Origin of the sequence: Thiobacillus thioparus DSM 505 (genome assembly GCF_000373385.1) — a bacterium.
Taxonomy (GTDB): Bacteria; Pseudomonadota; Gammaproteobacteria; order Burkholderiales; family Thiobacillaceae; genus Thiobacillus; species Thiobacillus thioparus.
The window spans coordinates 31,913-51,148 of the sequence record NZ_KB891333.1 but is presented as its reverse complement, the minus strand read 5'-3'; the positions used below and the strand labels follow the sequence as shown (position 1 = coordinate 51,148).

General features: G+C 62.2%; 25 protein-coding genes and 1 tRNA gene. 9 read left to right on the top strand and 17 right to left on the bottom strand.

Going from position 1 to position 19,236, the window contains the following annotated elements; genetic code table 11:
* Positions 1-11: 11 nt before the first annotated feature.
* Complete coding sequence (locus B058_RS0115550) at positions 12-782, top strand: TatD family hydrolase (protein WP_018509421.1); 771 nt, start codon at positions 12-14, stop codon at positions 780-782.
* A gap of 111 nt (positions 783-893) precedes the next feature.
* Here the strand turns inward: B058_RS0115550 and B058_RS0115545 are convergent, their stop codons facing one another.
* The 4 genes from B058_RS0115545 to grpE form a co-directional block, all read right to left on the bottom strand.
* Complete coding sequence (locus B058_RS0115545; RefSeq protein ID WP_018509420.1) at positions 894-1,397, bottom strand: GlcG/HbpS family heme-binding protein; 504 nt, start codon at positions 1,395-1,397, stop codon at positions 894-896.
* A 110-nt stretch (positions 1,398-1,507) separates the two neighbouring features.
* Positions 1,508-2,623: a molecular chaperone DnaJ gene (gene dnaJ / locus B058_RS0115540; protein ID WP_018509419.1), complete on the bottom strand. Its 1,116-nt coding sequence runs from the start codon at positions 2,621-2,623 to the stop codon at positions 1,508-1,510.
* An 86-nt stretch (positions 2,624-2,709) separates the two neighbouring features.
* Positions 2,710-4,632, bottom strand: coding sequence for a molecular chaperone DnaK (gene dnaK, locus B058_RS0115535; protein ID WP_018509418.1), 1,923 nt, complete (start codon positions 4,630-4,632; stop codon positions 2,710-2,712).
* 71 nt (positions 4,633-4,703) lie between these two features.
* Entirely contained in the window at positions 4,704-5,225 is a 522-nt protein-coding gene (grpE, locus tag B058_RS0115530) for a nucleotide exchange factor GrpE (RefSeq protein ID WP_018509417.1), read from the bottom strand.
* 152 nt (positions 5,226-5,377) lie between these two features.
* Here grpE and B058_RS0115525 point away from each other — a divergent pair.
* A tRNA-Ser gene (locus tag B058_RS0115525) sits at positions 5,378-5,468 on the top strand.
* A gap of 43 nt (positions 5,469-5,511) precedes the next feature.
* On the opposite strand, the gene B058_RS0115520 is transcribed toward B058_RS0115525, so the two are convergent.
* From B058_RS0115520 to B058_RS0115490, 7 genes are all read right to left on the bottom strand, one after another.
* The gene (locus B058_RS0115520; RefSeq protein WP_018509416.1) at positions 5,512-6,825 is read right to left on the bottom strand and encodes an RNA polymerase sigma factor; all 1,314 of its coding nucleotides are present in this window, start codon (positions 6,823-6,825) and stop codon (positions 5,512-5,514) included.
* A complete protein-coding gene (locus B058_RS0115515) occupies positions 6,812-7,291 on the bottom strand; it encodes a VOC family protein (protein ID WP_018509415.1) in 480 nt (159 codons plus the stop codon). The genes B058_RS0115520 and B058_RS0115515 overlap by 14 nt, the downstream gene beginning before the upstream one ends.
* A 26-nt stretch (positions 7,292-7,317) precedes the next feature.
* Positions 7,318-7,677 (bottom strand): DUF1428 domain-containing protein, encoded by a 360-nt coding sequence (locus B058_RS0115510; protein ID WP_018509414.1) that lies wholly within the window; start codon positions 7,675-7,677, stop codon positions 7,318-7,320.
* 13 nt (positions 7,678-7,690) lie between these two features.
* On the bottom strand, positions 7,691-8,083 hold the full coding sequence (locus B058_RS0115505; RefSeq protein ID WP_018509413.1) for a VOC family protein: 393 nt from the start codon (positions 8,081-8,083) through the stop codon (positions 7,691-7,693).
* 93 nt (positions 8,084-8,176) lie between these two features.
* A complete protein-coding gene (locus tag B058_RS0115500) occupies positions 8,177-8,533 on the bottom strand; it encodes a YciI family protein (protein ID WP_018509412.1) in 357 nt (118 codons plus the stop codon).
* 124 nt (positions 8,534-8,657) lie between these two features.
* Entirely contained in the window at positions 8,658-9,125 is a 468-nt protein-coding gene (locus B058_RS0115495) for a VOC family protein (RefSeq protein ID WP_026240979.1), read from the bottom strand.
* Between the two features lie 142 nt (positions 9,126-9,267).
* The gene (locus B058_RS0115490; protein WP_018509410.1) at positions 9,268-9,687 is read right to left on the bottom strand and encodes a YciI family protein; all 420 of its coding nucleotides are present in this window, start codon (positions 9,685-9,687) and stop codon (positions 9,268-9,270) included.
* A 311-nt stretch (positions 9,688-9,998) separates the two neighbouring features.
* Here B058_RS0115490 and B058_RS0115485 point away from each other — a divergent pair, with 311 nt between their 5' ends.
* Genes B058_RS0115485 through B058_RS0115475 form a run of 3 tightly spaced genes read left to right on the top strand, consistent with a single transcriptional unit; the run spans position 9,999 to position 13,054 of the window.
* A complete protein-coding gene (locus B058_RS0115485; RefSeq protein WP_018509409.1) occupies positions 9,999-10,748 on the top strand; it encodes a glycosyltransferase family 2 protein in 750 nt (249 codons plus the stop codon).
* Entirely contained in the window at positions 10,749-11,444 is a 696-nt protein-coding gene (locus tag B058_RS0115480) for a TVP38/TMEM64 family protein (RefSeq protein ID WP_018509408.1), read from the top strand.
* A gap of 5 nt (positions 11,445-11,449) precedes the next feature.
* Positions 11,450-13,054 carry an ArnT family glycosyltransferase gene (locus B058_RS0115475; RefSeq protein WP_157265937.1) on the top strand — a complete coding sequence of 535 codons (1,605 nt, stop codon included), beginning with the start codon at positions 11,450-11,452 and terminating at the stop codon, positions 13,052-13,054.
* A gap of 6 nt (positions 13,055-13,060) precedes the next feature.
* On the opposite strand, the gene hfq is transcribed toward B058_RS0115475, so the two are convergent.
* From hfq to B058_RS0115450, 5 genes are read right to left on the bottom strand one after another with little or no spacing between them, the layout of a single operon-like run.
* Positions 13,061-13,306 (bottom strand): RNA chaperone Hfq, encoded by a 246-nt coding sequence (hfq, locus tag B058_RS0115470; protein WP_018077292.1) that lies wholly within the window; start codon positions 13,304-13,306, stop codon positions 13,061-13,063.
* Between the two features lie 57 nt (positions 13,307-13,363).
* Entirely contained in the window at positions 13,364-14,182 is an 819-nt protein-coding gene (locus B058_RS0115465) for a peptidylprolyl isomerase (RefSeq protein ID WP_018509406.1), read from the bottom strand.
* An 11-nt stretch (positions 14,183-14,193) separates the two neighbouring features.
* Positions 14,194-14,457 (bottom strand): BolA family protein, encoded by a 264-nt coding sequence (locus tag B058_RS0115460; RefSeq protein ID WP_018509405.1) that lies wholly within the window; start codon positions 14,455-14,457, stop codon positions 14,194-14,196.
* Positions 14,454-14,756, bottom strand: coding sequence for a YciI family protein (locus B058_RS0115455; protein ID WP_018509404.1), 303 nt, complete (start codon positions 14,754-14,756; stop codon positions 14,454-14,456). The genes B058_RS0115460 and B058_RS0115455 overlap by 4 nt, the downstream gene beginning before the upstream one ends.
* Positions 14,756-15,388, bottom strand: coding sequence for a septation protein A (locus B058_RS0115450; protein WP_018509403.1), 633 nt, complete (start codon positions 15,386-15,388; stop codon positions 14,756-14,758). Before B058_RS0115450 ends, B058_RS0115455 begins: the two co-directional genes overlap by 1 nt.
* 107 nt (positions 15,389-15,495) lie before the next feature.
* Here B058_RS0115450 and B058_RS0115445 point away from each other — a divergent pair, with 107 nt between their 5' ends.
* Genes B058_RS0115445 through B058_RS0115430 form a run of 4 tightly spaced genes read left to right on the top strand, consistent with a single transcriptional unit; the run spans position 15,496 to position 18,957 of the window.
* Positions 15,496-16,359 (top strand): 3',5'-nucleoside bisphosphate phosphatase, encoded by an 864-nt coding sequence (locus B058_RS0115445; protein ID WP_018509402.1) that lies wholly within the window; start codon positions 15,496-15,498, stop codon positions 16,357-16,359.
* Between the two features lie 6 nt (positions 16,360-16,365).
* Positions 16,366-16,989 (top strand): L-threonylcarbamoyladenylate synthase, encoded by a 624-nt coding sequence (locus B058_RS0115440; RefSeq protein WP_018509401.1) that lies wholly within the window; start codon positions 16,366-16,368, stop codon positions 16,987-16,989.
* A 6-nt stretch (positions 16,990-16,995) separates the two neighbouring features.
* Positions 16,996-17,700, top strand: a complete 705-nt coding sequence (locus tag B058_RS0115435) for a site-2 protease family protein (RefSeq protein WP_018509400.1) — start codon at positions 16,996-16,998, stop codon at positions 17,698-17,700.
* A gap of 54 nt (positions 17,701-17,754) precedes the next feature.
* The gene (locus B058_RS0115430) at positions 17,755-18,957 is read left to right on the top strand and encodes a tryptophan--tRNA ligase (RefSeq protein WP_018509399.1); all 1,203 of its coding nucleotides are present in this window, start codon (positions 17,755-17,757) and stop codon (positions 18,955-18,957) included.
* Between the two features lie 64 nt (positions 18,958-19,021).
* Here B058_RS0115430 and B058_RS17965 read toward each other — a convergent pair whose 3' ends face one another.
* Positions 19,022-19,198 (bottom strand): hypothetical protein, encoded by a 177-nt coding sequence (locus B058_RS17965; RefSeq protein WP_018509398.1) that lies wholly within the window; start codon positions 19,196-19,198, stop codon positions 19,022-19,024.
* Between the last annotated feature and the right edge of the window lie 38 nt (positions 19,199-19,236).

The following is a 19,236-nucleotide window of genomic DNA, read 5'->3' as shown; positions in this document are numbered from 1 at the left end:
TCCCGAGCCGCATGTATATCGATTCCCACTGTCACATCAATTTCCCCGATCTCGCCGGCAAGCTGCCCGAGGTCTTCGACCTGATGGCGGCCAATCAGGTGAGCCACGCGCTCTGCATCAGCGTGGAACTGGAAAAATTCCCTGAAATCCGCGCGCTGGCCGAGGCGCATCCGAACGTCTATGCATCCGTGGGCGTGCACCCGGACCATGAAGACTGCACCGAGCCGACCGTGGCTGAACTGGTCGCACTGGCCGATCATCCCAAGGTGGTGGCGATTGGCGAGACCGGGCTGGATTATTTCCGTCTGACCGGCGACCTCGAATGGCAGCGCGAACGCTTCCGCACTCACATCCGCGCCGCGCGTGCCTGTCGCAAGCCCCTGGTCATCCATACCCGTTCCGCGGCCGACGACACCCTGCGCATCATGCGCGAGGAACAGGCAGGCGAGGCGGGCGGCGTGATGCACTGCTTCACCGAGAGCCTGGCGGTGGCCGAAGCGGCGATCGAGCTGGGGTTCTACATTTCGTTTTCCGGCATCGTCACCTTCAAGAACGCCGCTACGCTGCGCGAAGTGGCCGCTGCCATCCCGCTGGAACGCATGCTGATCGAGACCGATTCGCCCTACCTGGCGCCAGTGCCGCACCGCGGGCAGACCAACCAGCCGGGATTCGTGAAGCATGTAGCGGAAGAAATCGCACGGGTGCGCGGCATGACGGCCGAAGCGGTGGGCGAGACCACGACGCGGAATTTCTTTCACCTGTTTGCCTCAGCCCGAACCTGATCCCTCCATTTCCGGTATTGCGCGGCCGAGGCCCACAACCCGGGCGCAAGAAATAGGGGCAAGTCTGGCCGGCTTGACTCAAGTGGCTGGGGGCGAACCCCAGCCAATGCGTCAGAGGCCTGCGGTTTCCAGTTCGAACTGGATCGCCTGGATCCCCGCGCGTGCGCAGGCTTCGTCCTGTTCACCCGTTGCTGCGCCGGAGACGCCGACCGCGCCGACGATGTTGCCGGCAGCCTCGATCGGCACGCCGCCAGCAGAAAATACGAGTCCTTCGACCTTGCCGACCGAGAACGGTTGGGTAAAGCGATCAACCATCGCCGACGTGGCAGCGTTGAAGTTGACCGCCGTATAGGCCTTCTGCTTACTGATCTCCAAGGTCACGCGCGGCGCCAGCGTGTCGCGCAACACCACCATGGCATCGCCACTGCGATCGACCACGGTCACCCCGATCTGGATACCCTGCTTGCGGCAGGCTTCCATCGCGGCATGGGCGAGTTTTCCTGATGCCTCGACGGTGAGCCTGGGAATTTTGACGATGACGGGTTCTTCTGCGGCGATCGTAGGCGAGGCGAACAATACGGCACAGCTCGCAGCGATCAAAGGGAGTTTGCGCATGGGGATTTCCTCCAGTTGGTTAAAGTGGGGAATGTACTGCGGTCACCCGAAAAAGAGCCGCAGGCCATCTCACTCCGTAGAAAGGAAGCCGCACGCGGAGTGAAACCGAACTATTGTCCGAAGAACGATTTCACTTTATCCATGAACGACTGCGCGCGGGGGTTATTGTTGCGTCCCGGGCTCAAGTCATCAAACTCGCGCAGCAGTTCGCGCTGGCGCTCCGACAGGTTCACCGGCGTTTCCACCAGCATGTGGCACATGAGATCGCCCGGCGCGTGGCTGCGCACACCCTTGATACCCTTGCCGCGCAGGCGGAACACCTTGCCGGACTGTGTTTCGGCGGGGATCTTGATCTTGGCGTGGCCATCCAGCGTGGGAATCTCGACCTCGCCGCCGAGCGCCGCGGTGGCGAAGCTGATCGGCATTTCGCAATGCAGGTCGTCGCCGTCGCGCTTGAACACCGGATGTTCCTTGAGATGGATCACCACATAGAGGTCGCCGGGCGGGCCGCCATTGACGCCGGCTTCGCCTTCACCGGCCAGACGGATGCGGTCGCCGCTGTCGACCCCGGCGGGAATCTTCACCGACAGCGTCTTGTGTTTCTTGACGCGGCCTTCGCCATGGCAGCTGGGGCAGGGGTCGGCCACCATCTTGCCGGTGCCGCCGCAACGCGGGCAGGTCTGCTGCACCGAGAAGAAACCTTGCTGGATACGGACCTGACCGTGTCCGCCGCAGGTGGTACAGGTGGTCGGTGTGGTGCCGGGCTTGGCGCCGCTGCCGTGGCAGGTGCCGCATTCCTCCAGGGTGGGAATGCGGATCTTGGTTTCGGTGCCGCGCGCGCCTTCCTCCAGTTCGATTTCCAGGTTGTAGCGCAGGTCTGCACCGCGATAGACACGGTCGCGACGGTTGCCGCCACCTCCGCCGAAGATGTCGCCAAAGATATCCGAGAAGGCGTCGGAGAACCCGCCGCCGCCAAAGCCACCGCCCATGCCGGCCTGCTGGTCGATCCCGGCATGGCCGAACTGGTCATAAGCGGCCCGTTTGTCCGAATCGGACAGGATTTCGTAGGCCTGCTTGGCTTCCTTGAATTTCTCCTCCGCGCTCTTGTCGTCAGGATTACGGTCGGGATGGTGTTTCATGGCCAGCTTGCGGTAGGCCTTCTTGATTTCTTCGTCCGAAGCGTTCTTGGTGACGCCGAGGATTTCGTAGTAGTCGCGTTTTGACATGGTGTTGAGTGGTGAACAGGGAACTGTGAGCAGAAAAGCAAAAAGCGGTGAACGGGGTTGCCGCTCACCGCTTACCGTTCACGCTATTACTTGTCCTTCACCTCTTCAAACTCGGCATCGACCACGTTGTCGTCCGCGGCATGACTGCCCGCGCCTGCTTCTGCGCCGGGTTGTGCGCCACCTTTGGCTTGTTCGGCCTGATACATCTGCTCGGCAAGCTTGTGGCTGGCGGTGGCAAGCGCATTGGTCTTGGCCTCGATGGTGTCCTTGTCGCCTTCGCGCACGGCATCTTCGGCTTCCTTCAGGGCCGCTTCGATCGCCGCTTTTTCGTCGGTCGAGACCTTGTCGCCATATTCGGCCAGCGACTTCTTCACCGAGTGGATCATGCCGTCGGCGGCGTTGCGCGCGGTCGCGAGCTCGACAGCCTTGTGGTCCTCGGCCGCGTTGGCTTCGGCATCCTTCACCATGCGCTGGATTTCCTCTTCGCTCAGACCGGAGCTGGCCTGGATGCGGATGGTATTTTCCTTGCCGGTGGCCTTGTCCTTGGCCGACACGTGCAGAATACCGTTGGCGTCGATGTCGAAGGTGACCTCGATCTGCGGCATACCGCGCGGCGCGGGCGGGATGTCGGACAAGTTGAACTGGCCCAGACTCTTGTTGCCCGAGGCGACTTCGCGTTCGCCCTGAAGCACGTGCACCGTCACTGCGCCCTGGTTGTCGTCGGCAGTGGAGAACACCTGCGAGGCCTTGGTCGGGATCGTGGTGTTCTTCGGGATCAGCTTGGTCATCACGCCGCCCAGGGTTTCGATACCGAGGGAGAGCGGGGTGACGTCGAGCAGCAGCACGTCTTTCACTTCGCCCTGCAACACGCCACCCTGGATCGCAGCACCCACGGCAACGGCTTCGTCCGGGTTGACGTCACGGCGCGGATCCTTGCCGAAGAAGTCCTTCACCGCATCCATTACCTTGGGCATGCGCGTCTGGCCGCCGACCAGGATGACGTCGTCGATCTGCGAGGTGGTGAGACCGGCATCCTTCAGCGCCATCTTGCAGGGGTCGATGGTGCGCTTGATCAGTTCTTCAACCAGCGCCTCGAACTTGGCGCGGGTGATCTTCACCGCCAGGTGCTTGGGCCCGGAGGCGTCGGCCGTGATGTAAGGCAGGTTGACTTCGGTCTGCTGGCCGGAGGACAGTTCTATCTTGGCTTTTTCCGCCGCTTCCTTCAGGCGCTGCAGCGCGAGCACGTCCTTCTTCAGGTCGACGCCCTGTTCCTTCTTGAATTCTTCGGCGATGTAGTCGATCAGGCGCTGGTCGAAGTCCTCGCCGCCGAGGAAGGTGTCGCCGTTGGTCGACAGCACTTCGAACTGGTGCTCGCCGTCCATCTCGGCGATTTCGATGATGGAAATGTCGAAGGTGCCGCCGCCGAGGTCATATACGGCGATCTTGCGGTCGCCTTCCTTCTTGTCCATGCCGAAAGCGAGCGCTGCCGCGGTCGGCTCGTTGATGATGCGCTTGACGTCGAGACCGGCGATGCGGCCGGCGTCCTTGGTCGCCTGGCGCTGGCTGTCGTTGAAGTAGGCCGGTACCGTGATCACGGCTTCGGTGACTTCCTCGCCCAGATAATCCTCGGCGGTCTTCTTCATCTTGCGCAGGGTTTCGGCCGACACCTGCTGCGCGGCCATTTTCTTGTCGCGTACTTCGACCCAGGCGTCGCCGTTGTCGGCCTTGACGATCTTGTAGGGCATCAGGCCGATGTCTTTCTGCACTTCCTTCTCTTCGAAACGGCGGCCGATCAGACGCTTGACCGCGAACAGAGTGTTCTTCGGATTGGTGACCGCCTGGCGCTTGGCCGGTGCACCAACCAGGATTTCGCCGTCTTCGGTGTAGGCCACGATGGATGGCGTCGTGCGCGCGCCCTCGGCGTTCTCGATCACCTTCGGCGTGCCGTTTTCCATCACCGCCACGCAGGAGTTGGTGGTACCCAGGTCAATGCCAATAATGCGTCCCATGATGCGTTCCTTCTAAAAGAGTATTGAATTGATTCAAATGTGGGGGAGGCAGGGCCTATTTCAAGGCCGTTTCAATCCTTGCCCTTGGCGACCATCACCAGCGCCGGTCGCAAGGTGCGATCATGTAGGCGGTAGCCTTTCTGCAGCACAGTGACCACGGTGTTGGCCGGCTGGTCGGACTCGATCATCTGGATGGCCTGGTGCTGGTGCGGGTCGAATTTCTCGCCCATCGGGTTGATGTCGTTCAGGTTGAACTTGCCGAATGCGGAAACCAACTGCTTCAGGGTCAGTTCGACACCATCCTTGAGGTTTTCCACGCTCGGCGACTCCACCGCCAGCGCAGCTTCCAGACTGTCCTTGACTGCCAGCAGCTCGTTGGCGAAGTTTTCCACCGCGAACTTGCGCGCCTTTTCCACGTCGTCCGCCGCACGGCGACGCATGTTCTCGGTTTCCGCCTTGGCCCGTAGCCAGGCGTCGTGATGTTCGGCGGCCTGGAGTTCGGCCGCTTTCAGCATTTCCTCCAGGCTGGGCATGGTTTCTTTCTCGGCCTGGGTTGCGGCCGGGCTTGCATCGGTGTTGAGTTCGTCCTGCATGTGGGCTCCCAATTGGTACTGGCGGAGAACTGGGGACGAATGACCGGGATTCAAGGGGCTAAAGTCATTTTTTCTGCCCCTGTGGCGGAAAACCGCGGATTCCGCATTCAATTTGCCGGGCGTGGGCGCTTCCGGTATGATGCGCCGCTCTCGGAGAGGTGGATGAGTGGTTTAAGTCGCACGCCTGGAAAGCGTGTTCAGGATAATATCCTGACGGGGGTTCGAATCCCCCCCTCTCCGCCAGAATTCCCTTCATTTCCCCTATCAGCAACCCAGCCTGCGGATCCTAGGAGTCGACGGTTCCCGGCCGATGGCTGCGGGTGCATGCGGCAGCCCGGGCAAGCAGCAGCGCACGTTCGCGCGCGTTGCGAGTGAGGGTGGCGGCGCGTTCGAACTCGGTTCGGGCTTCGGCGATACGGTCCAGGCGGGCCAGCAGGTCACCGCGTACGCTCGGCAGCAGATGGTAATTTTCCAGACTGGGTTCGCCAAGCAAGGTATCCACGATTTCCAGCCCGGCTACGGGACCAAAGGCCATGGCCACCGCCACGGCGCGATTGAGCGTGACGACCGGCGAGGGCGCAACCTGGGCGAGCGCGTCATAGAGTGCGGCAATACGTGCCCAGTCGGTGGCATCGGCGGTAACGGCACGCGCGTGGCAGGCCGCAATGGCCGCTTGCAGGGTGTAGGGGCCCAGCGGTCCGGATTGGGATTCGGCGTGCTCAAGCGCGGCCAGACCGCGGCGGATGAGCAGAAGGTCCCAGCGCGCGCGATCCTGGTCGAGCAGCAGGATGGGCTCGCCTTTTGCATCGACGCGTGCCGCAAGCCGCGAGGCCTGGATTTCCATCAGGGCGACCAGACCGTGGACTTCCGGCTCGGACGACATGAGCCCGGCGAGCACGCGGCCCAGGCGCAGCGCCTCTTCGCACAGCGCCGGACGTACCCAGTCGTCGCCTGCCGTGGCCGAATAGCCTTCGTTGAAGATGAGATACACGACCTCAAGTACCGACGCGAGACGGTCTGCCAGTTCCGTGCCGCGAGGCACTTCGAACGGCACGTGCGCGGCCGCGAGCGTGCGTTTGGCACGCACGATGCGTTGCGCGATGGTGGCTTCGGGCTTGAGGTAGGCACGTGCGATCTCGTCGGTGGAAAGGCCGCCCATGATGCGCAGCGTCAGCGCGCTGCGTGCTTCGGGCGAAAGCACGGGGTGGCAGGCGGTGAAGATCAGGCGCAGCAGATCGTCGCCAACGTCATCGCTGAGCGCGTCGTCGACCCTGTCATTGAAGTCGGCGGCAGCTATTTCGTGCTGTGCGTCGAACTCGCGGCTGAGCTCCTCGTGCTTCGGCGCGGTCAGTTTTTCGTGGCGCAGGTGATCCAGCGCACGGCGTTTGGCAGTGGTCATCAGCCAGGCGCCGGGATTGTCCGGCACGCCTGCTGCCGGCCAATGTTCCAGCGCGGCGACGAGCGCATCCTGTGCAAATTCCTCGGCCAGGCCGACGTCGCGCAGCATGCGTGCAACGCTGGCGGTGACCCTGGCCGCTTCGATATGCCAGATCGCCTCGATGGTCCGGGCGGCTTCGCTGCCCGGATCAGGCGTGCCCATAGGCCTGTTTCAGCGCGGCAATGTCGAGCTTGGTCATCTGCAGCAGCGCCTGCATGACCCGATTGGCGCGGTCGGTATCGGGGTCACTCATCATGTCGCCCACTATGCGCGGCACGATCTGCCAGGGCAGACCGAATTTGTCCTTGAGCCAGCCGCATTGCACAGGAGCGCCGCCGTCAGCCGTGAGCGCGGTCCACAGGCGGTCGATTTCGTCCTGCGTATCGCAGTTGACGATGAGAGAGACGCCGTCGTTGAAGCTGAAGTGTGGTCCGCCGTTGACTGCCAGCCAGGCCCGGCCGAACAGTTCGAAGCTCACGGTACGGACGCTACCTGCAGGACCGCCGAACTCGTTGGCACCGCAGCGCGTGAGTCCCGTAATCTTCAATTCGCTGAAAACCGACGCGTAGAACCGGACGGCTTCTTCGGCCTGGTCTTTAAAACACAAACAGGTCGTCAAGGTATGCATGGATTTTCTCCGGATATCCAGGGGGCTCAGAGACTGATCATGGTCTTGAATCCGCCCCAGAACATGCGCTCGCCGTCGAAAGGCAGGGCCGCCGGATCCATCATGCTACCCAGGCGCGGGTCGGCCATGACTTTTTTATTGATGCGATCGCGCTCCTTGCGGGATTTGTACACGATCCAGGCAAATATCACGGTTTCGCCGTCCTTGAGCTTCACGCTCTGCGGGAACGACGTGTGCTTGCCGGGCTGGACGTCATCGGCGAGGCATTCGATGTATTCGAGCGCGCCGTGCTCGCGCCAAATCTTGCCCGTCTGGCGGGCCATGCGACGATAGGCCACCAGGTTGTCGGTGGGAACGGGGAGGATGAAACCGTCTACGTAGGGCATGGGTATCTCCTTGTTATGCGGATTGCATGTGGACCAGTTCCCAGATGTGCCCATCCGGATCCTGGAAGCCGTGACCGTACATGAAGCCATGGTCCTGGGGTTCGTTGTAGGTCGAACCGCCTGCAGCCACGGCAGCGCATACCATGGCGTCCACCGCTGCCCGGCTGTCGCGCGACAGGCAGACCAGCACTTCTGTATGTTGCATGGCATCGCATACTGGCTTGGGCGTGAAGCTCTGGAAGCGTTCGCGCACCAACAGCATGACAAAGATGTTGTCGCCGACGACCATGCAAGTCGCCGTGTCGTCGGTGAATTGCTCGTTGAAACTGAAGCCGAGCCGGGTGAAGAAAGCGATCGAACGCCTGAGGTCGGCAACGGGCAGATTGACGAATATCTGGGTGGACATGGAATTCTCCTAAACAGGGAAGCTCAACCAGGCGAAGGACGCATGCAATCCGTGGGAGGTGGGCATGGGTAATGCATACGCTTTTCCAATGACCTAGCCGACATGGCAGGGCGCAACCTCGCGCACCTCGACTGTGGCCCATTGCGCAGCAGGGCACGCGCTGGCGATGGCAATGGCTTCCTCGCGCGTGGCGCAGTCGATGAGGAAAAAGCCGCCGACCATCTCCTTGGCCTCGGCAAAAGGCCCGTCGCGCAAAACGGTCTTGCCGCCGCGTTGCTGGATCCGCACGCCATGTTGGTCGGGTCGCAGAGATTCGCTGGCGCGCAGCAAGCCGCGCGCCGCGAGTCCCTGGCCGTAGCGCACCATGTCGTCATAGAGTTGGCGGGCTTCTTCCTGAGTGCGCGTATCGCGCTGTCCGCGCGGCTCGACGATCAAAAGCAGATAAGCCATGGTGTCTCCTTGATGGATATTGGCCCGGGCGAACGTCCCCTTGCGCGCGTGGCCTGCTGGTCCGGACCACGATGCGGGAAGGGTTTTCCACCACATGTCGACTAATGTAACGCGGGTGCGCTGATCAGCTACCGAGCGCAGCAACCGCAGCCTGGATGTCCTGCGGACTGAGGTCGCGGATATGGGTGGCGATCGACCACTGGTGCCCAAAGGGGTCTTCGATCCTGCCATAGCGATCGCCCCAGAACATGTCGTCGACGGGCATCGTGACTTTGGCGCCGGCGGCGACGGCCCGTTCGACCGTTGCGTCGACATCCGTGACATAGAGATGGATCGTCACGGGCGAGCCTTGGCCGGATTGCGGCCCCAGCGAGCCGCAGTCGGGGAATTCGTCGACCAGCATGAGGTTGGAATCGCCGATACGAACCATCGCATGCATGAGTTTGCCTTCCGGGCCGGGCAGCCGGGCCAGTTCGACGGCGCCGAAGGCCTTGCCGTAAAACGCGATGGCATCGGCGGCGCCGCGGCACACCAGGTGAGGCGTGATCGTATGCATGCCATTCGGGATGGGGTTTGTTTGGGTTGGGCTCATGTTCATTTCTCCTGTGGGATTGAGGGGACGAAAACGTGTTCCGCTCCGGTGCTTCACTTCGTACGACGAACGGCGGGCTGCCCAATCGACAGGTTGCCGCTTGAGGGGCCGGGAGCGTCGTCGTTCGTGTGAGCGGGCGGCGTTATTGCCTTGCCATTTCCATGTCGCGGAAACGCTCGATTGCGGTCGATGGCGCGAAGTCGTCCAGTTCGTACAATTGCCGCACTTCGATCTCTGCCGGCTTGCCCGCACCGACCGGATTGGGGAACCGGCGCGCCCACTCCAGGCCTTCTTCGCGCGTCTTCACCTGGATCAGCGTATAGCCCCCGATCAACTCCTTGGTCTCGGTGAACGGGCCGTCGATCACCCTGCGTGACTCGCCGTCATAGCGGATACGCCAGCCTTGCGCGCTGGGCTTAAGGCCGGATGCATCGAGCAGCACGCCCGCCTTGGCTAGTTTCTCGTGGTAATCGGCCATTGCAGCCAGCAGGGCTTCATCGGGAGCCGGGTGCGCTGCGGCTTCGGATTCGGCGGTGGCTTTGACGATAATCATGAATCGCATGGGTTTCTCCTGGTTGTTTCGGGTGGGAATCGGACCCTTGCCTGAGGTCGGCGCAAGTCCTCCATCACTACGACGAAGCAGGCCGGGGGAAATCGACATCTGTCAGGCTGTTTTTCTGTGCCCTGGCAGAGTGGGTCGCGGACCGGCGCACGGGGCGGGCATGCCGGGGTGTCCGGAGCATACGCGGCGTTGAAAATAAATTAGAATGCCAAGCTTCTGAAATTTCAAGCTTCGGAAGCCTGTCGATGCGGCCCAGCCCCGGGAATATCTCCCTGTGCCGCCAACACTAAGCGACCCATATAAATACAGCAATGCCCAAACACGCCTACCATGGCAGGCTTTCCGTAGTCGTTCCCGTCAAGAACGAGCAGGACAACGTCGAATCGCTGGTGCGCGAAATCGCGGCCGCGCTGTCCGGAAACACTACGTTCGAAATCATCTATGTCAACGATGGCAGTACCGATGCCACGCAGGCACGATTGGATGCACTGAAAACCGAATTTCCCATGCTGCGGGTGATCCGGCATCGCGCTTCGTGCGGGCAGAGCCGGGCGGTGACGACGGGCGTGACTGTAGCGCGCCATGAATGGATCGCGACGCTCGATGGGGACGGGCAGAACGATCCTGCCGATATTCCGGCCTTGCTGGCCCGGCTGGCCGATCCGGCACAACCGCCTAATCTGGAGCTTCTGGCAGGATGGCGGGCCCGTCGCAACGACACCTTCCTGCGCCGGCTGTCGTCGAAAATCGCCAATGGCGTACGCTCGCGCATGCTGAAGGACAACACGCCGGATACCGGCTGCGGCCTCAAGGTATTTGCCCGCGAGACCTTCCTGCAGCTCCCCAATTTCGACCATATGCACCGCTTCCTGCCGGCATTGGTGATGCGCAATGGCGGCGCGGTGGTGTCGGTTCCGGTTCACCATCGTGCGCGCGAGCGCGGCACCTCCAAGTACGGCGTGCACAACCGGCTGTGGGTGGGGATCGTCGACTTGTTTGGTGTGGCCTGGCTCCAGCGGCGCGTGCGCCTGCCGGTCATCGAGTCCGATTCCGATCTGTAAATGAGGGCGCGCGTCATCGTCAAAGGCCTGGCGCTGATATTGAGCCTGGCGCTGTTGGGCTACCTGTTCGAGTCCAGCGATCTCGGCAACAGCATCAACGAAACCTGGATTGATGCGCGGGTGCGCGGACACGGCGTCAATGGGGCGCTGCTGTTCCTACTGATGGGCGGGATTTTTACAGCCATCGGCCTGCCGCGCCAGATCATTGCCTTTCTCGGTGGCTATGCCTTCAGCATTGGGCTGGGGACACTGCTGGGTGCGCTTGCAGGGTTGCTGGGCTGCATGCTGAGCTTCGGCTACGCACGCCTGTTTGGCAAAGGGCTGCTGCGTGCGCGGCTGGGCGAGCGCGCCGGGCGCTTCGACCGCTTCATACATGAGCATCCGTTTGCCATGACAGTGCTGGTCCGCCTGCTGCCGGTAGGCAACAATTTGTTGACCAACCTGGCTGCGGGGATTTCCAGCATCCGGCCAATACATTTTTTCGCCGGCACGCTGCTCGGCTACCTGCCGCAGACGCTGGTGTTCGCGCTGGTTGGCAGCGGCGTCCACATCGCGCCCGCCCTGAAACTCGCGCTTGCCATCGGTCTGTTTCTGATCTCGGGCGCGTTAGGCGCCTACCTGTATAGACATTTCCGCCACGGCCAGAGCCTCGACGCGCAGATCGATGCGGCGCTGGATGAAACTGATAAGCGATGATGATCATGACTCCACGACACAATCCTGATTCCACCGGGCGCGGCCTGCTGCTTTTGAGCCTGATGCTGCTGGCCGCATTGGCTGTAGTGGCGATCCTGACGCGCCCGCTGACCCCGATAGACGAAACGCGCTACGTCAGTGCGGCATGGGAAATGTGGCTGCGTGGCGACTTCCTGGTGCCGTTCAAGAACGGTGCGCCCTACAGCGACAAGCCGCCCTTCCTGTTCTGGATGTTCCAGGTCGGCTGGGCAGTATTCGGCGTCAACGACTGGTGGCCGCGTCTGGTGCTGCCGCTGTTTTCTGCAGGCGGGCTGCTTCTGACGTTCAGCCTCGCCCGCCGCCTGTGGCCGCAGCATGTGGGCCTTGGCGGACAGGCCGCGCTGGTGCTGGCAAGTGCACTGTTGTGGATCATTTTCTCCACCTCGGTCATGTTCGACGTGATTCTGGCCTTCTGGGTATTGATTGGCCTTCATGGCGTGTTGGCAGCCACCGATGGAAAGCGTGGCGGCTTTGCCGTGCTGGGGGTGGCGATCGGCCTGGGTGTGCTGGCCAAGGGGCCGGTTATCCTGCTACATCTGCTGCCTGTCGTCGCACTGGCACCGTGGTGGAATCCAGGCCTGAAATGGCGCCGCTGGTTCGCCCACACGCTGCTGGCAGTACTGCTAGGCGCGGCAATCGCGCTGGCGTGGGCGCTGCCGGCCGGGTTTTCCGGGGGCGAGGTGTATCGCAATGCGATTTTCTGGGGTCAGACCGCCAACCGCATGGTCGAGTCCTTCGCGCACCGGCGGCCGTTCTGGTGGTATGTACCCCTGCTGCCCTTGTTGCTGTTCCCCTGGTTCGTTTGGCCGGCATGGTGGAAGGCGCTGATCCAACACCGTCGCGAGGGCCTGGATCGCGGTTCACGCTTCTGTCTGGCGTGGATGCTGCCGGTATTCGTCGCGTTTTGTTTCATCAGCGGCAAGCAGCCGCATTATCTGGTTCCCCTGTTTCCCGCCTTTGCCTTGCTGACGGCGCGATTGATGACGGGACGTACGGACGCGCGCGTCGGGCTGCCGGCCTTGCTGGCAGCGGCGCTTGGGGGTGTGCTGATCCTGATCGCCACAGGACATATTGCTGTCCTGCATCGTCAGGTGGCGGCATTGCCGCCAGTCTGGCCGGGTGCGGTCTTGATTGCGCTGGCCTTTGTCGTGTGGGTGGCGGGCCGACGGGGTGTGGCGCCGATACCCAATCTGGCCCTGCTCGGCGCGGCCCTGCTGGCACTGGTGCAGATAGCCGCGATGCATTCGATCGAGCCAATGTACGACATCAAGTCGATGGCGCGGGCGATCAAACAGGTACAGGATGAAGGGCGGCCGGTTGCGAATATCGCGACCTACCATGCGCAATACCAGTTTCTCGGCAGGCTGGAAACGCCCTTGGCCGAAGTGACCGGAGCCAGTGCGATGCAATGGCTGGCCGCCCATCCGGAAGGCTATGCCGTAGTGTATCTGGATAGTCGCCGCCAACTGGCCGGGGTTTCGGCGCGCTATAAGCAGCCCTACCGCGGCGGAGGCGCGGTCCTGGTGAACGCACAAACGGCAGCCGCACTGCTGGCCGCGCCGACTGAATAAGGCGACTTAGGCCTCGGCGTCGCGTTGCGGCAGGACCACTTCGCGCGAAGGCGAAATGGTCGAGATGGCGTGCTTGAAGATCATCTGGGCAGCCTGATCCTGACCTTTCAGCAGCACCACAAACTGGTCGAACGATTCAATTCGCCCCATGAGCTTGATCCCGTTCACGAGAAACACTGAAACCGGGATGCGTTCCTTGCGCAGGGTGTTGAGGAAAACGTCTTGCAGGTGGTTGTATTCTTTGCTGGCCATGATCGGCTCCCTATCAGGTGAAGACGGGGCGAAGCCCCGTTTAATATTATTAGCGGATTACTCAATTTTTGCATCGGTACGCGCTGCCGTGATGGCGTCGCGGATGCGTTGTTGTTGCAACTGCTTGACGATTTCACCCCGCACAGCGTCCAGCGGCGGAAGTTTGGATGTGCGCGTATCGTCAAGACGGATGATGTGGTAACCAAATTGCGTCTTCACCGGGGTTTTGGTGAATTCGCCTTTTTTTAGGCCGGCCAGTGCGTCAGAGAACTCGGGCACGAAGGCACGCCGATCGGACCAGCCCAGCGCGCCGCCGTTCTTGGCCGAGCCGGGGTCCTGGGAGTATTTCTTCGCCAGATCCTCGAATTTGGCCTTCTTGCTGCCCAGTTCGGCGATCAGTTTCTTCGCCTCGGCCTCGGTTTTCACCAGAATGTGGTGGGCCTGGTATTCCGGTTCCATCGGCTCCGTTTTGGCCTTGTCGTACATTGCCTGGATTTCGGCGTCGGTGACCGGGTGAGCCTTGACGTAATCCTCCAGGTAGGCCTTGGCAAGCTGATCCTTGCGGCGGATGTCCAGTGCCGCGGCCAGATGCGGTTCCTTGTCGAGCCCCTTGTCGAGTGCGGCACGCGACAGCAGTTCAAGGTTGATCAGGGACTCGCGTACGCGGGCATCCAGTTGCGGGGAGTCAGGCTGGCCCTGGGCCATTTCGCGCTTGACAAGGTCGCCATACAGGGCGGGGATTTCCTTGCCGTTGACCACGGCCAGCGGCTTGTCGGCGGCGGCGGCCGGGGTGGGGGCCGCAGGCGCGGGGGCTTGCGCCTGTGCCAGCGGGGTGAACGCCAGCATGATCAGGGCGGGGAGAAGAGCAAGACGCATTCGGATTCCTTTCAGAGTTCTTCCGGGGTTAAGGCAGTGATCGACAACGCATGGATCTCGCGTTGCATGAGCTCGCCCATGGCTTCGTATACCAGCCGGTGGCGGGCGAGGGTGGAAAGATTACGGAATTTGTGTGACACCAGGGTGAGGCGAAAGTGCCCGCCACCCGAGGCTGCCCCGGCGTGGCCCCTGTGCTGGGCGCTTTCGTCTTCCAGCGTGTAGGTTTCGGGCTCCAGCGCGGCAAGGCGCTGGCGGATCAGGTCGGGCGTGCTCATGTGGGCAGGGTTTTCTTGAAGGGTTTGACGCTGACGCCGGCATAGACGCCTGCCGTGACATAGGGATCGGCCTCCGCCCATGCCTGTGCGTCGGCGAGCGTGTCGAATTCGGCGACGATCAGGCTGCCGGTAAACCCCGCAGCGCCTGGGTCATTGCTGTCAATGGCCGGAAACGGGCCAGCCAGCAACAGCCGTCCAGCCTGTTGCAAGGCATGCAGACGTTCCATATGGGCGGGGCGGGCGGCCAGTCGCCGCTCGAGGCTGTCGGCCGTATCCTGGCCGACGATGGCATAGAACATTATTGCTTTTCTTCCTTGTTCATATCAGCTTTGTCCAGATATTTGGTCAGCATCATGCTCTGGCCGATTACGAATACCAGCATCAATCCCAAGCTGCCGAACAGCTTGAAATCCACCCAGGCATCCGTCGAGAAGTTGAAGGCGACAAACAGATTTGCAACCCCCATGAAGGCAAAAAATCCGCCCCAGCTCGCATTCAACCGACCCCAGGCGGCGTCGGGAAGTTCCATCTGTTCGTTCATGACGCTTTTGATGACGTTACGTCCGAAGGCGGCGGCACCAAAAATGATGCCGGCGAAAATCCAGTACAGCACAGTCGGCTTCCACTTGATGAAGCTCTCGTCGTGCAGCCACAGCGTGGCGCCGCCGAACAGCACGATGATGCCCAGGCTGACCCACATCATGGTGTCGGCCTTGTGGCCGCGCAGCTTGACCCAGGCGATCTGCCCGACGCTGGCGACGATGGCAACCAGCGTGGCGAGGTAGATGCCGGGCTTCTCGCCCACGCCTGTCGGTTGGGGCAGGCCGAGACCGGCCAACAAGGTACGCGTGGCGTCGGCGTTGGCGTCGCCCAACTTGTAGGCGATGAAAAAGACGATGATGGGGAAGAGGTCGAACAGCAGTTTTTTCATTATGGTTGGGCCGCGCAGTCAGCCGTAATTCGGGCGATTCCTTATTTTGCTATGATTCCCCCTCCTGACCAAGCGCTTTTGGCGCTGGTCGCCAGACCCGATCATCGATGCTCAATATCGATCTGCATTGCCATTCCAACGTGTCAGACGGTGTATTGCCGCCCGCCGAAGTCGTTGCGCGCGCAGCCGCGAACGGTGTGCATGCGCTCGCGCTGACCGACCACGACGACGTGGCAGGGCTTGCCGCTGCGCAGGCGGCGGCCGAGGAAACGGGGCTGACGCTGATCCCGGGCGTCGAGATCTCGGTGACCTGGAGCGGACAGACGGTCCACATCGTCGGCCTGCGCATCGATCACTCACATCCAGAACTCGCCGCCGGCCTGCACGGCATCCGCCTTGGGCGCATCGAGCGCGCGCAACGCATGGGCGTCGACTTGGCGCAGTCCGGCATCGTAGGCGCCTATGAAGGCGCCTACGACTACGCTGCCAACAAGCAGATGGTGGGGCGTACCCATTTTGCCCGCTGGCTGGTGGCGCAGGGCCATGCGTCCGACATGCGCAGTGCTTTCCGGCGCTTCCTGACGCGTGGCAATCCCGGCTATGTCGAACACCAATGGACCACGCTGGAAAACGCCGTCGGCTGGATTCGCGCCAGCGGCGGCATGGCGGTGATCGCACACCCGGGGCGCTACGCCTTCAATGCGCGCGAACTGCATCTACTGCTGGATGCCTTCCGCGCACTGGGCGGCGAAGGCATCGAGGTCATCACCGGCAGCCACCACCCATCCGAATATGGCAAGTTTGCCGACCTGGCCCGCGCATTCGGCCTCAAGGCTTCGCGCGGGGCGGATTTTCATGCGCCGGGCGAGGGCATCGACATCGGCCGGCTGCCGGCGTTGCCGCACTACTGCCAGCCGGTCTGGCAGGGCTGGTCCGAGCTTGAACCGCATCTTTCCCTTTCCCCGACCTGACGATTTATGGCGCAATTCTTCAATATTCACGCAGAAAACCCGCAGCCCCGCCTGATCCAGCAGGCGGTCGACATCCTCAAGCGCGGGGGCGTGATCGTCTACCCCACCGATTCCTGCTATGCGCTGGGCTGTCATATCGGTGACAAGGAAGCGGCGATGCGGCTGCTGTCGGTGCGCGGGCTCGATACGGGGCACGATCTCACGCTGATCTGCCGCGACCTGTCCGAACTCGGGCGCTACGCCCAGGTCGACAACACCCAGTTCCGCTTTCTGAAGGCGCACACGCCGGGCGCCTACACTTTCATCCTGCGCGGCACCCGTGAGGTGCCGAAGCGCCTGCTGCACAAGAAGCACGACACCATCGGCCTCCGGGTTCCCGCGCATCCCATCGTGCAGGCGTTGCTGACCGAACTTGGTGAGCCTATCCTGTCGTCCACGCTGTTGCTGTATGGTGAAGACGTGCCGCTGACCGAGCCCTGGGAAATCCGCGAACGCCTGGAACACCTCGTCGATCTGGTCATCGATGGCGGCGCCTGCGGCCTGACCCCGACCACCGTCGTCGATCTCACCACTGACACGCCGTCCGTGCTGCGCTTCGGCAAGGGCGATACCTCGGACTTCGAGGCCTGATTGCGCATGGAACTCACGCTGGTTCAGAAAATTGCCGTGTTCGCCCTGCCGGTGATCTTTGCGATCACCCTGCATGAAGCCGCGCACGGCTATGTGGCACGCTTCTTTGGCGACATGACCGCGGCTGCTGCAGGACGCATCACCGCCAATCCCCTCAAGCACATCGATCCGGTGGGTACTATCCTGGTGCCCCTGGTGATTCTGCTGACCAGCAAGCTGCTGGGCGGCGGGATGATCTTGTTCGGCTGGGCCAAACCGGTACCAGTCAATTTCGGCCGCCTGCGCCGCCCCAAGCAGGACATGTTGTGGGTCGCGGCTGCCGGCCCCGGCATGAACTTCGTCATGGCGGTGTTCTGGGCACTGATGATCCAGCTCGGCCATGCGCTGGGGAACAGTTTTGCCAGCGCGCCACTGATGCTGATGGGCGCGGCGGGCGTGTTCATCAACGTCATCCTCATGGCGCTGAACCTGATCCCGCTGCCGCCGCTCGACGGCGGCCGCATCGCCGTCAGCCTGCTGCCGGTGAAGCAGGCCATGCAGTTCGCCCGGCTGGAGCCGTATGGCCTATTCATTCTGCTCGGCCTGATGTTCACTGGAATTCTCGGTTTCATCCTGTGGCCGCTCATCAGCGTGTTCATCGGCCTGACCGCGCTGGTCACCGGTCTCGAATCCGCCCAGCTGATCGGCCTGATCCAGCTCGTACTGTCCTGACCGCCACCACTCACCACTCACCACTCACCACTCACCACTCACCACTCACCAACCATGTATTCCGATCGCGTTCTTTCCGGCATGCGCCCCACCGGGCGCCTGCATCTTGGCCACTATCACGGCGTCCTGAAAAACTGGTTGCGCCTGCAGAACGAATACCAGTGCCTGTTCTTCGTCGCCGACTGGCACGCGCTGACCACGCACTACGACACCCCCCAGGGGATCGACGAGAACGTCCGCGACATGGTGGTGGACTGGCTTGCGGCGGGCGTCGATCCGGCGCAGGCGACCCTGTTCGTGCAGTCGCGCGTGATCGAACATGCCGAACTGCATCTGCTGCTGTCGATGATGACGCCGCTCGGCTGGCTGGAACGCGTGCCCACCTACAAGGACCAGCAGGAAAAGCTTGCCAGCAAGGATCTCTCGACCTACGGCTTTCTCGGCTATCCGCTCTTGATGAGCGCCGACATCCTGATCTACCGCGCCAACCGGGTACCGGTCGGCGAAGACCAGGTTCCGCACATCGAATTCACCCGCGAACTGGCGCGCCGCTTCAACCACATGTACGGCCGCGAACCTGGCTTCGAGGACAAGGCGCGCGCTGCGGTCAAGAAGCTCGGCTCGAAGAAGGCCCGGCTGTACGAGGAATGCCGCACCGCCTATCAGGAGAAGGGCGACGACGAGGCGCTGGAATCGGCCAAGGCGCTACTGAATGACGCGCAGAACCTGTCGATGAACGATCGCGAGCGCCTGTTCGGCTATCTCGAAGGCTCCGGCAAGATGATTCTCGTCGAACCCGAGGCCCTGCTGACCGAGGCATCGAAAATGCCGGGCCTGGACGGGCAGAAGATGTCCAAGTCCTACGGTAATACCATCGCGTTGCGCGAAGATCCCGAGACGGTCACCAAGAAAATCCGCACCATGCCGACCGACCCGGCGCGGGTCCGCCGCACCGATCCCGGCAATCCGGCCAATTGCCCGGTGTGGCAGTTCCACCTGGTGTATTCCGACGATGCGACCCGGCAATGGGCCACGGCGGGCTGCACCACCGCCGGCATCGGCTGTCTGGAGTGCAAGCAGCCGGTGATCGACGCCGTGCTGGCCGAACTCGCGCCGATCCGTGAGCGTGCGGTGTATTACGAAGACAATCCCGACCAGGTGCGCAACATCCTTGCCGACGGCTGTGAGAAGGCGCAGGAGCTGGCGCGCGACACCATGCGCGACGTGCGGGAATCGATGGGACTGACCTTCGGCTAGAAGACGCCATGCCATGCCCGGCAAGGCTGCAAGCAGCCAATCAAGCAGTTGCCGGTCGGCTGCTTTACGGTTGATTCACCTCGCCCTTGTCGGTTTTGAGCCTTTCGATCTCTTCCACCATTTTCTCGATGAGGATCAGGGCGGCCTCCAGCACATCTTCCGCCGCCACAGCCTTCTTGAACACGCCCGCCTTTTTCATGACCTGGTGTGCGGCGCGCAGCTTTGCGAGTTCTTCTCTCATGCTTCTCTCTATCCCATTCCACAAGACAAAAAGAGGGG

Bases quoted from the DNA above. Each gene is read 5' to 3' on its own strand.
- B058_RS0115550 (WP_018509421.1), top strand. From the start codon at position 12: ATGTATATCGATTCCCACTGTCACATCAATTTCCCCGATCTCGCCGGC.
- B058_RS0115545 (WP_018509420.1), bottom strand. From the start codon at position 1,397: ATGCGCAAACTCCCTTTGATCGCTGCGAGCTGTGCCGTATTGTTCGCC.
- dnaJ (WP_018509419.1), bottom strand. From the start codon at position 2,623: ATGTCAAAACGCGACTACTACGAAATCCTCGGCGTCACCAAGAACGCT.
- dnaK (WP_018509418.1), bottom strand. From the start codon at position 4,632: ATGGGACGCATTATTGGCATTGACCTGGGTACCACCAACTCCTGCGTG.
- grpE (WP_018509417.1), bottom strand. From the start codon at position 5,225: ATGCAGGACGAACTCAACACCGATGCAAGCCCGGCCGCAACCCAGGCC.
- B058_RS0115520 (WP_018509416.1), bottom strand. From the start codon at position 6,825: ATGGGCACGCCTGATCCGGGCAGCGAAGCCGCCCGGACCATCGAGGCG.
- B058_RS0115515 (WP_018509415.1), bottom strand. From the start codon at position 7,291: ATGCATACCTTGACGACCTGTTTGTGTTTTAAAGACCAGGCCGAAGAA.
- B058_RS0115510 (WP_018509414.1), bottom strand. From the start codon at position 7,677: ATGCCCTACGTAGACGGTTTCATCCTCCCCGTTCCCACCGACAACCTG.
- B058_RS0115505 (WP_018509413.1), bottom strand. From the start codon at position 8,083: ATGTCCACCCAGATATTCGTCAATCTGCCCGTTGCCGACCTCAGGCGT.
- B058_RS0115500 (WP_018509412.1), bottom strand. From the start codon at position 8,533: ATGGCTTATCTGCTTTTGATCGTCGAGCCGCGCGGACAGCGCGATACG.
- B058_RS0115495 (WP_026240979.1), bottom strand. From the start codon at position 9,125: ATGAGCCCAACCCAAACAAACCCCATCCCGAATGGCATGCATACGATC.
- B058_RS0115490 (WP_018509410.1), bottom strand. From the start codon at position 9,687: ATGCGATTCATGATTATCGTCAAAGCCACCGCCGAATCCGAAGCCGCA.
- B058_RS0115485 (WP_018509409.1), top strand. From the start codon at position 9,999: ATGCCCAAACACGCCTACCATGGCAGGCTTTCCGTAGTCGTTCCCGTC.
- B058_RS0115480 (WP_018509408.1), top strand. From the start codon at position 10,749: ATGAGGGCGCGCGTCATCGTCAAAGGCCTGGCGCTGATATTGAGCCTG.
- B058_RS0115475 (WP_157265937.1), top strand. From the start codon at position 11,450: ATGACTCCACGACACAATCCTGATTCCACCGGGCGCGGCCTGCTGCTT.
- hfq (WP_018077292.1), bottom strand. From the start codon at position 13,306: ATGGCCAGCAAAGAATACAACCACCTGCAAGACGTTTTCCTCAACACC.
- B058_RS0115465 (WP_018509406.1), bottom strand. From the start codon at position 14,182: ATGCGTCTTGCTCTTCTCCCCGCCCTGATCATGCTGGCGTTCACCCCG.
- B058_RS0115460 (WP_018509405.1), bottom strand. From the start codon at position 14,457: ATGAGCACGCCCGACCTGATCCGCCAGCGCCTTGCCGCGCTGGAGCCC.
- B058_RS0115455 (WP_018509404.1), bottom strand. From the start codon at position 14,756: ATGTTCTATGCCATCGTCGGCCAGGATACGGCCGACAGCCTCGAGCGG.
- B058_RS0115450 (WP_018509403.1), bottom strand. From the start codon at position 15,388: ATGAAAAAACTGCTGTTCGACCTCTTCCCCATCATCGTCTTTTTCATC.
- B058_RS0115445 (WP_018509402.1), top strand. From the start codon at position 15,496: ATGCTCAATATCGATCTGCATTGCCATTCCAACGTGTCAGACGGTGTA.
- B058_RS0115440 (WP_018509401.1), top strand. From the start codon at position 16,366: ATGGCGCAATTCTTCAATATTCACGCAGAAAACCCGCAGCCCCGCCTG.
- B058_RS0115435 (WP_018509400.1), top strand. From the start codon at position 16,996: ATGGAACTCACGCTGGTTCAGAAAATTGCCGTGTTCGCCCTGCCGGTG.
- B058_RS0115430 (WP_018509399.1), top strand. From the start codon at position 17,755: ATGTATTCCGATCGCGTTCTTTCCGGCATGCGCCCCACCGGGCGCCTG.
- B058_RS17965 (WP_018509398.1), bottom strand. From the start codon at position 19,198: ATGAGAGAAGAACTCGCAAAGCTGCGCGCCGCACACCAGGTCATGAAA.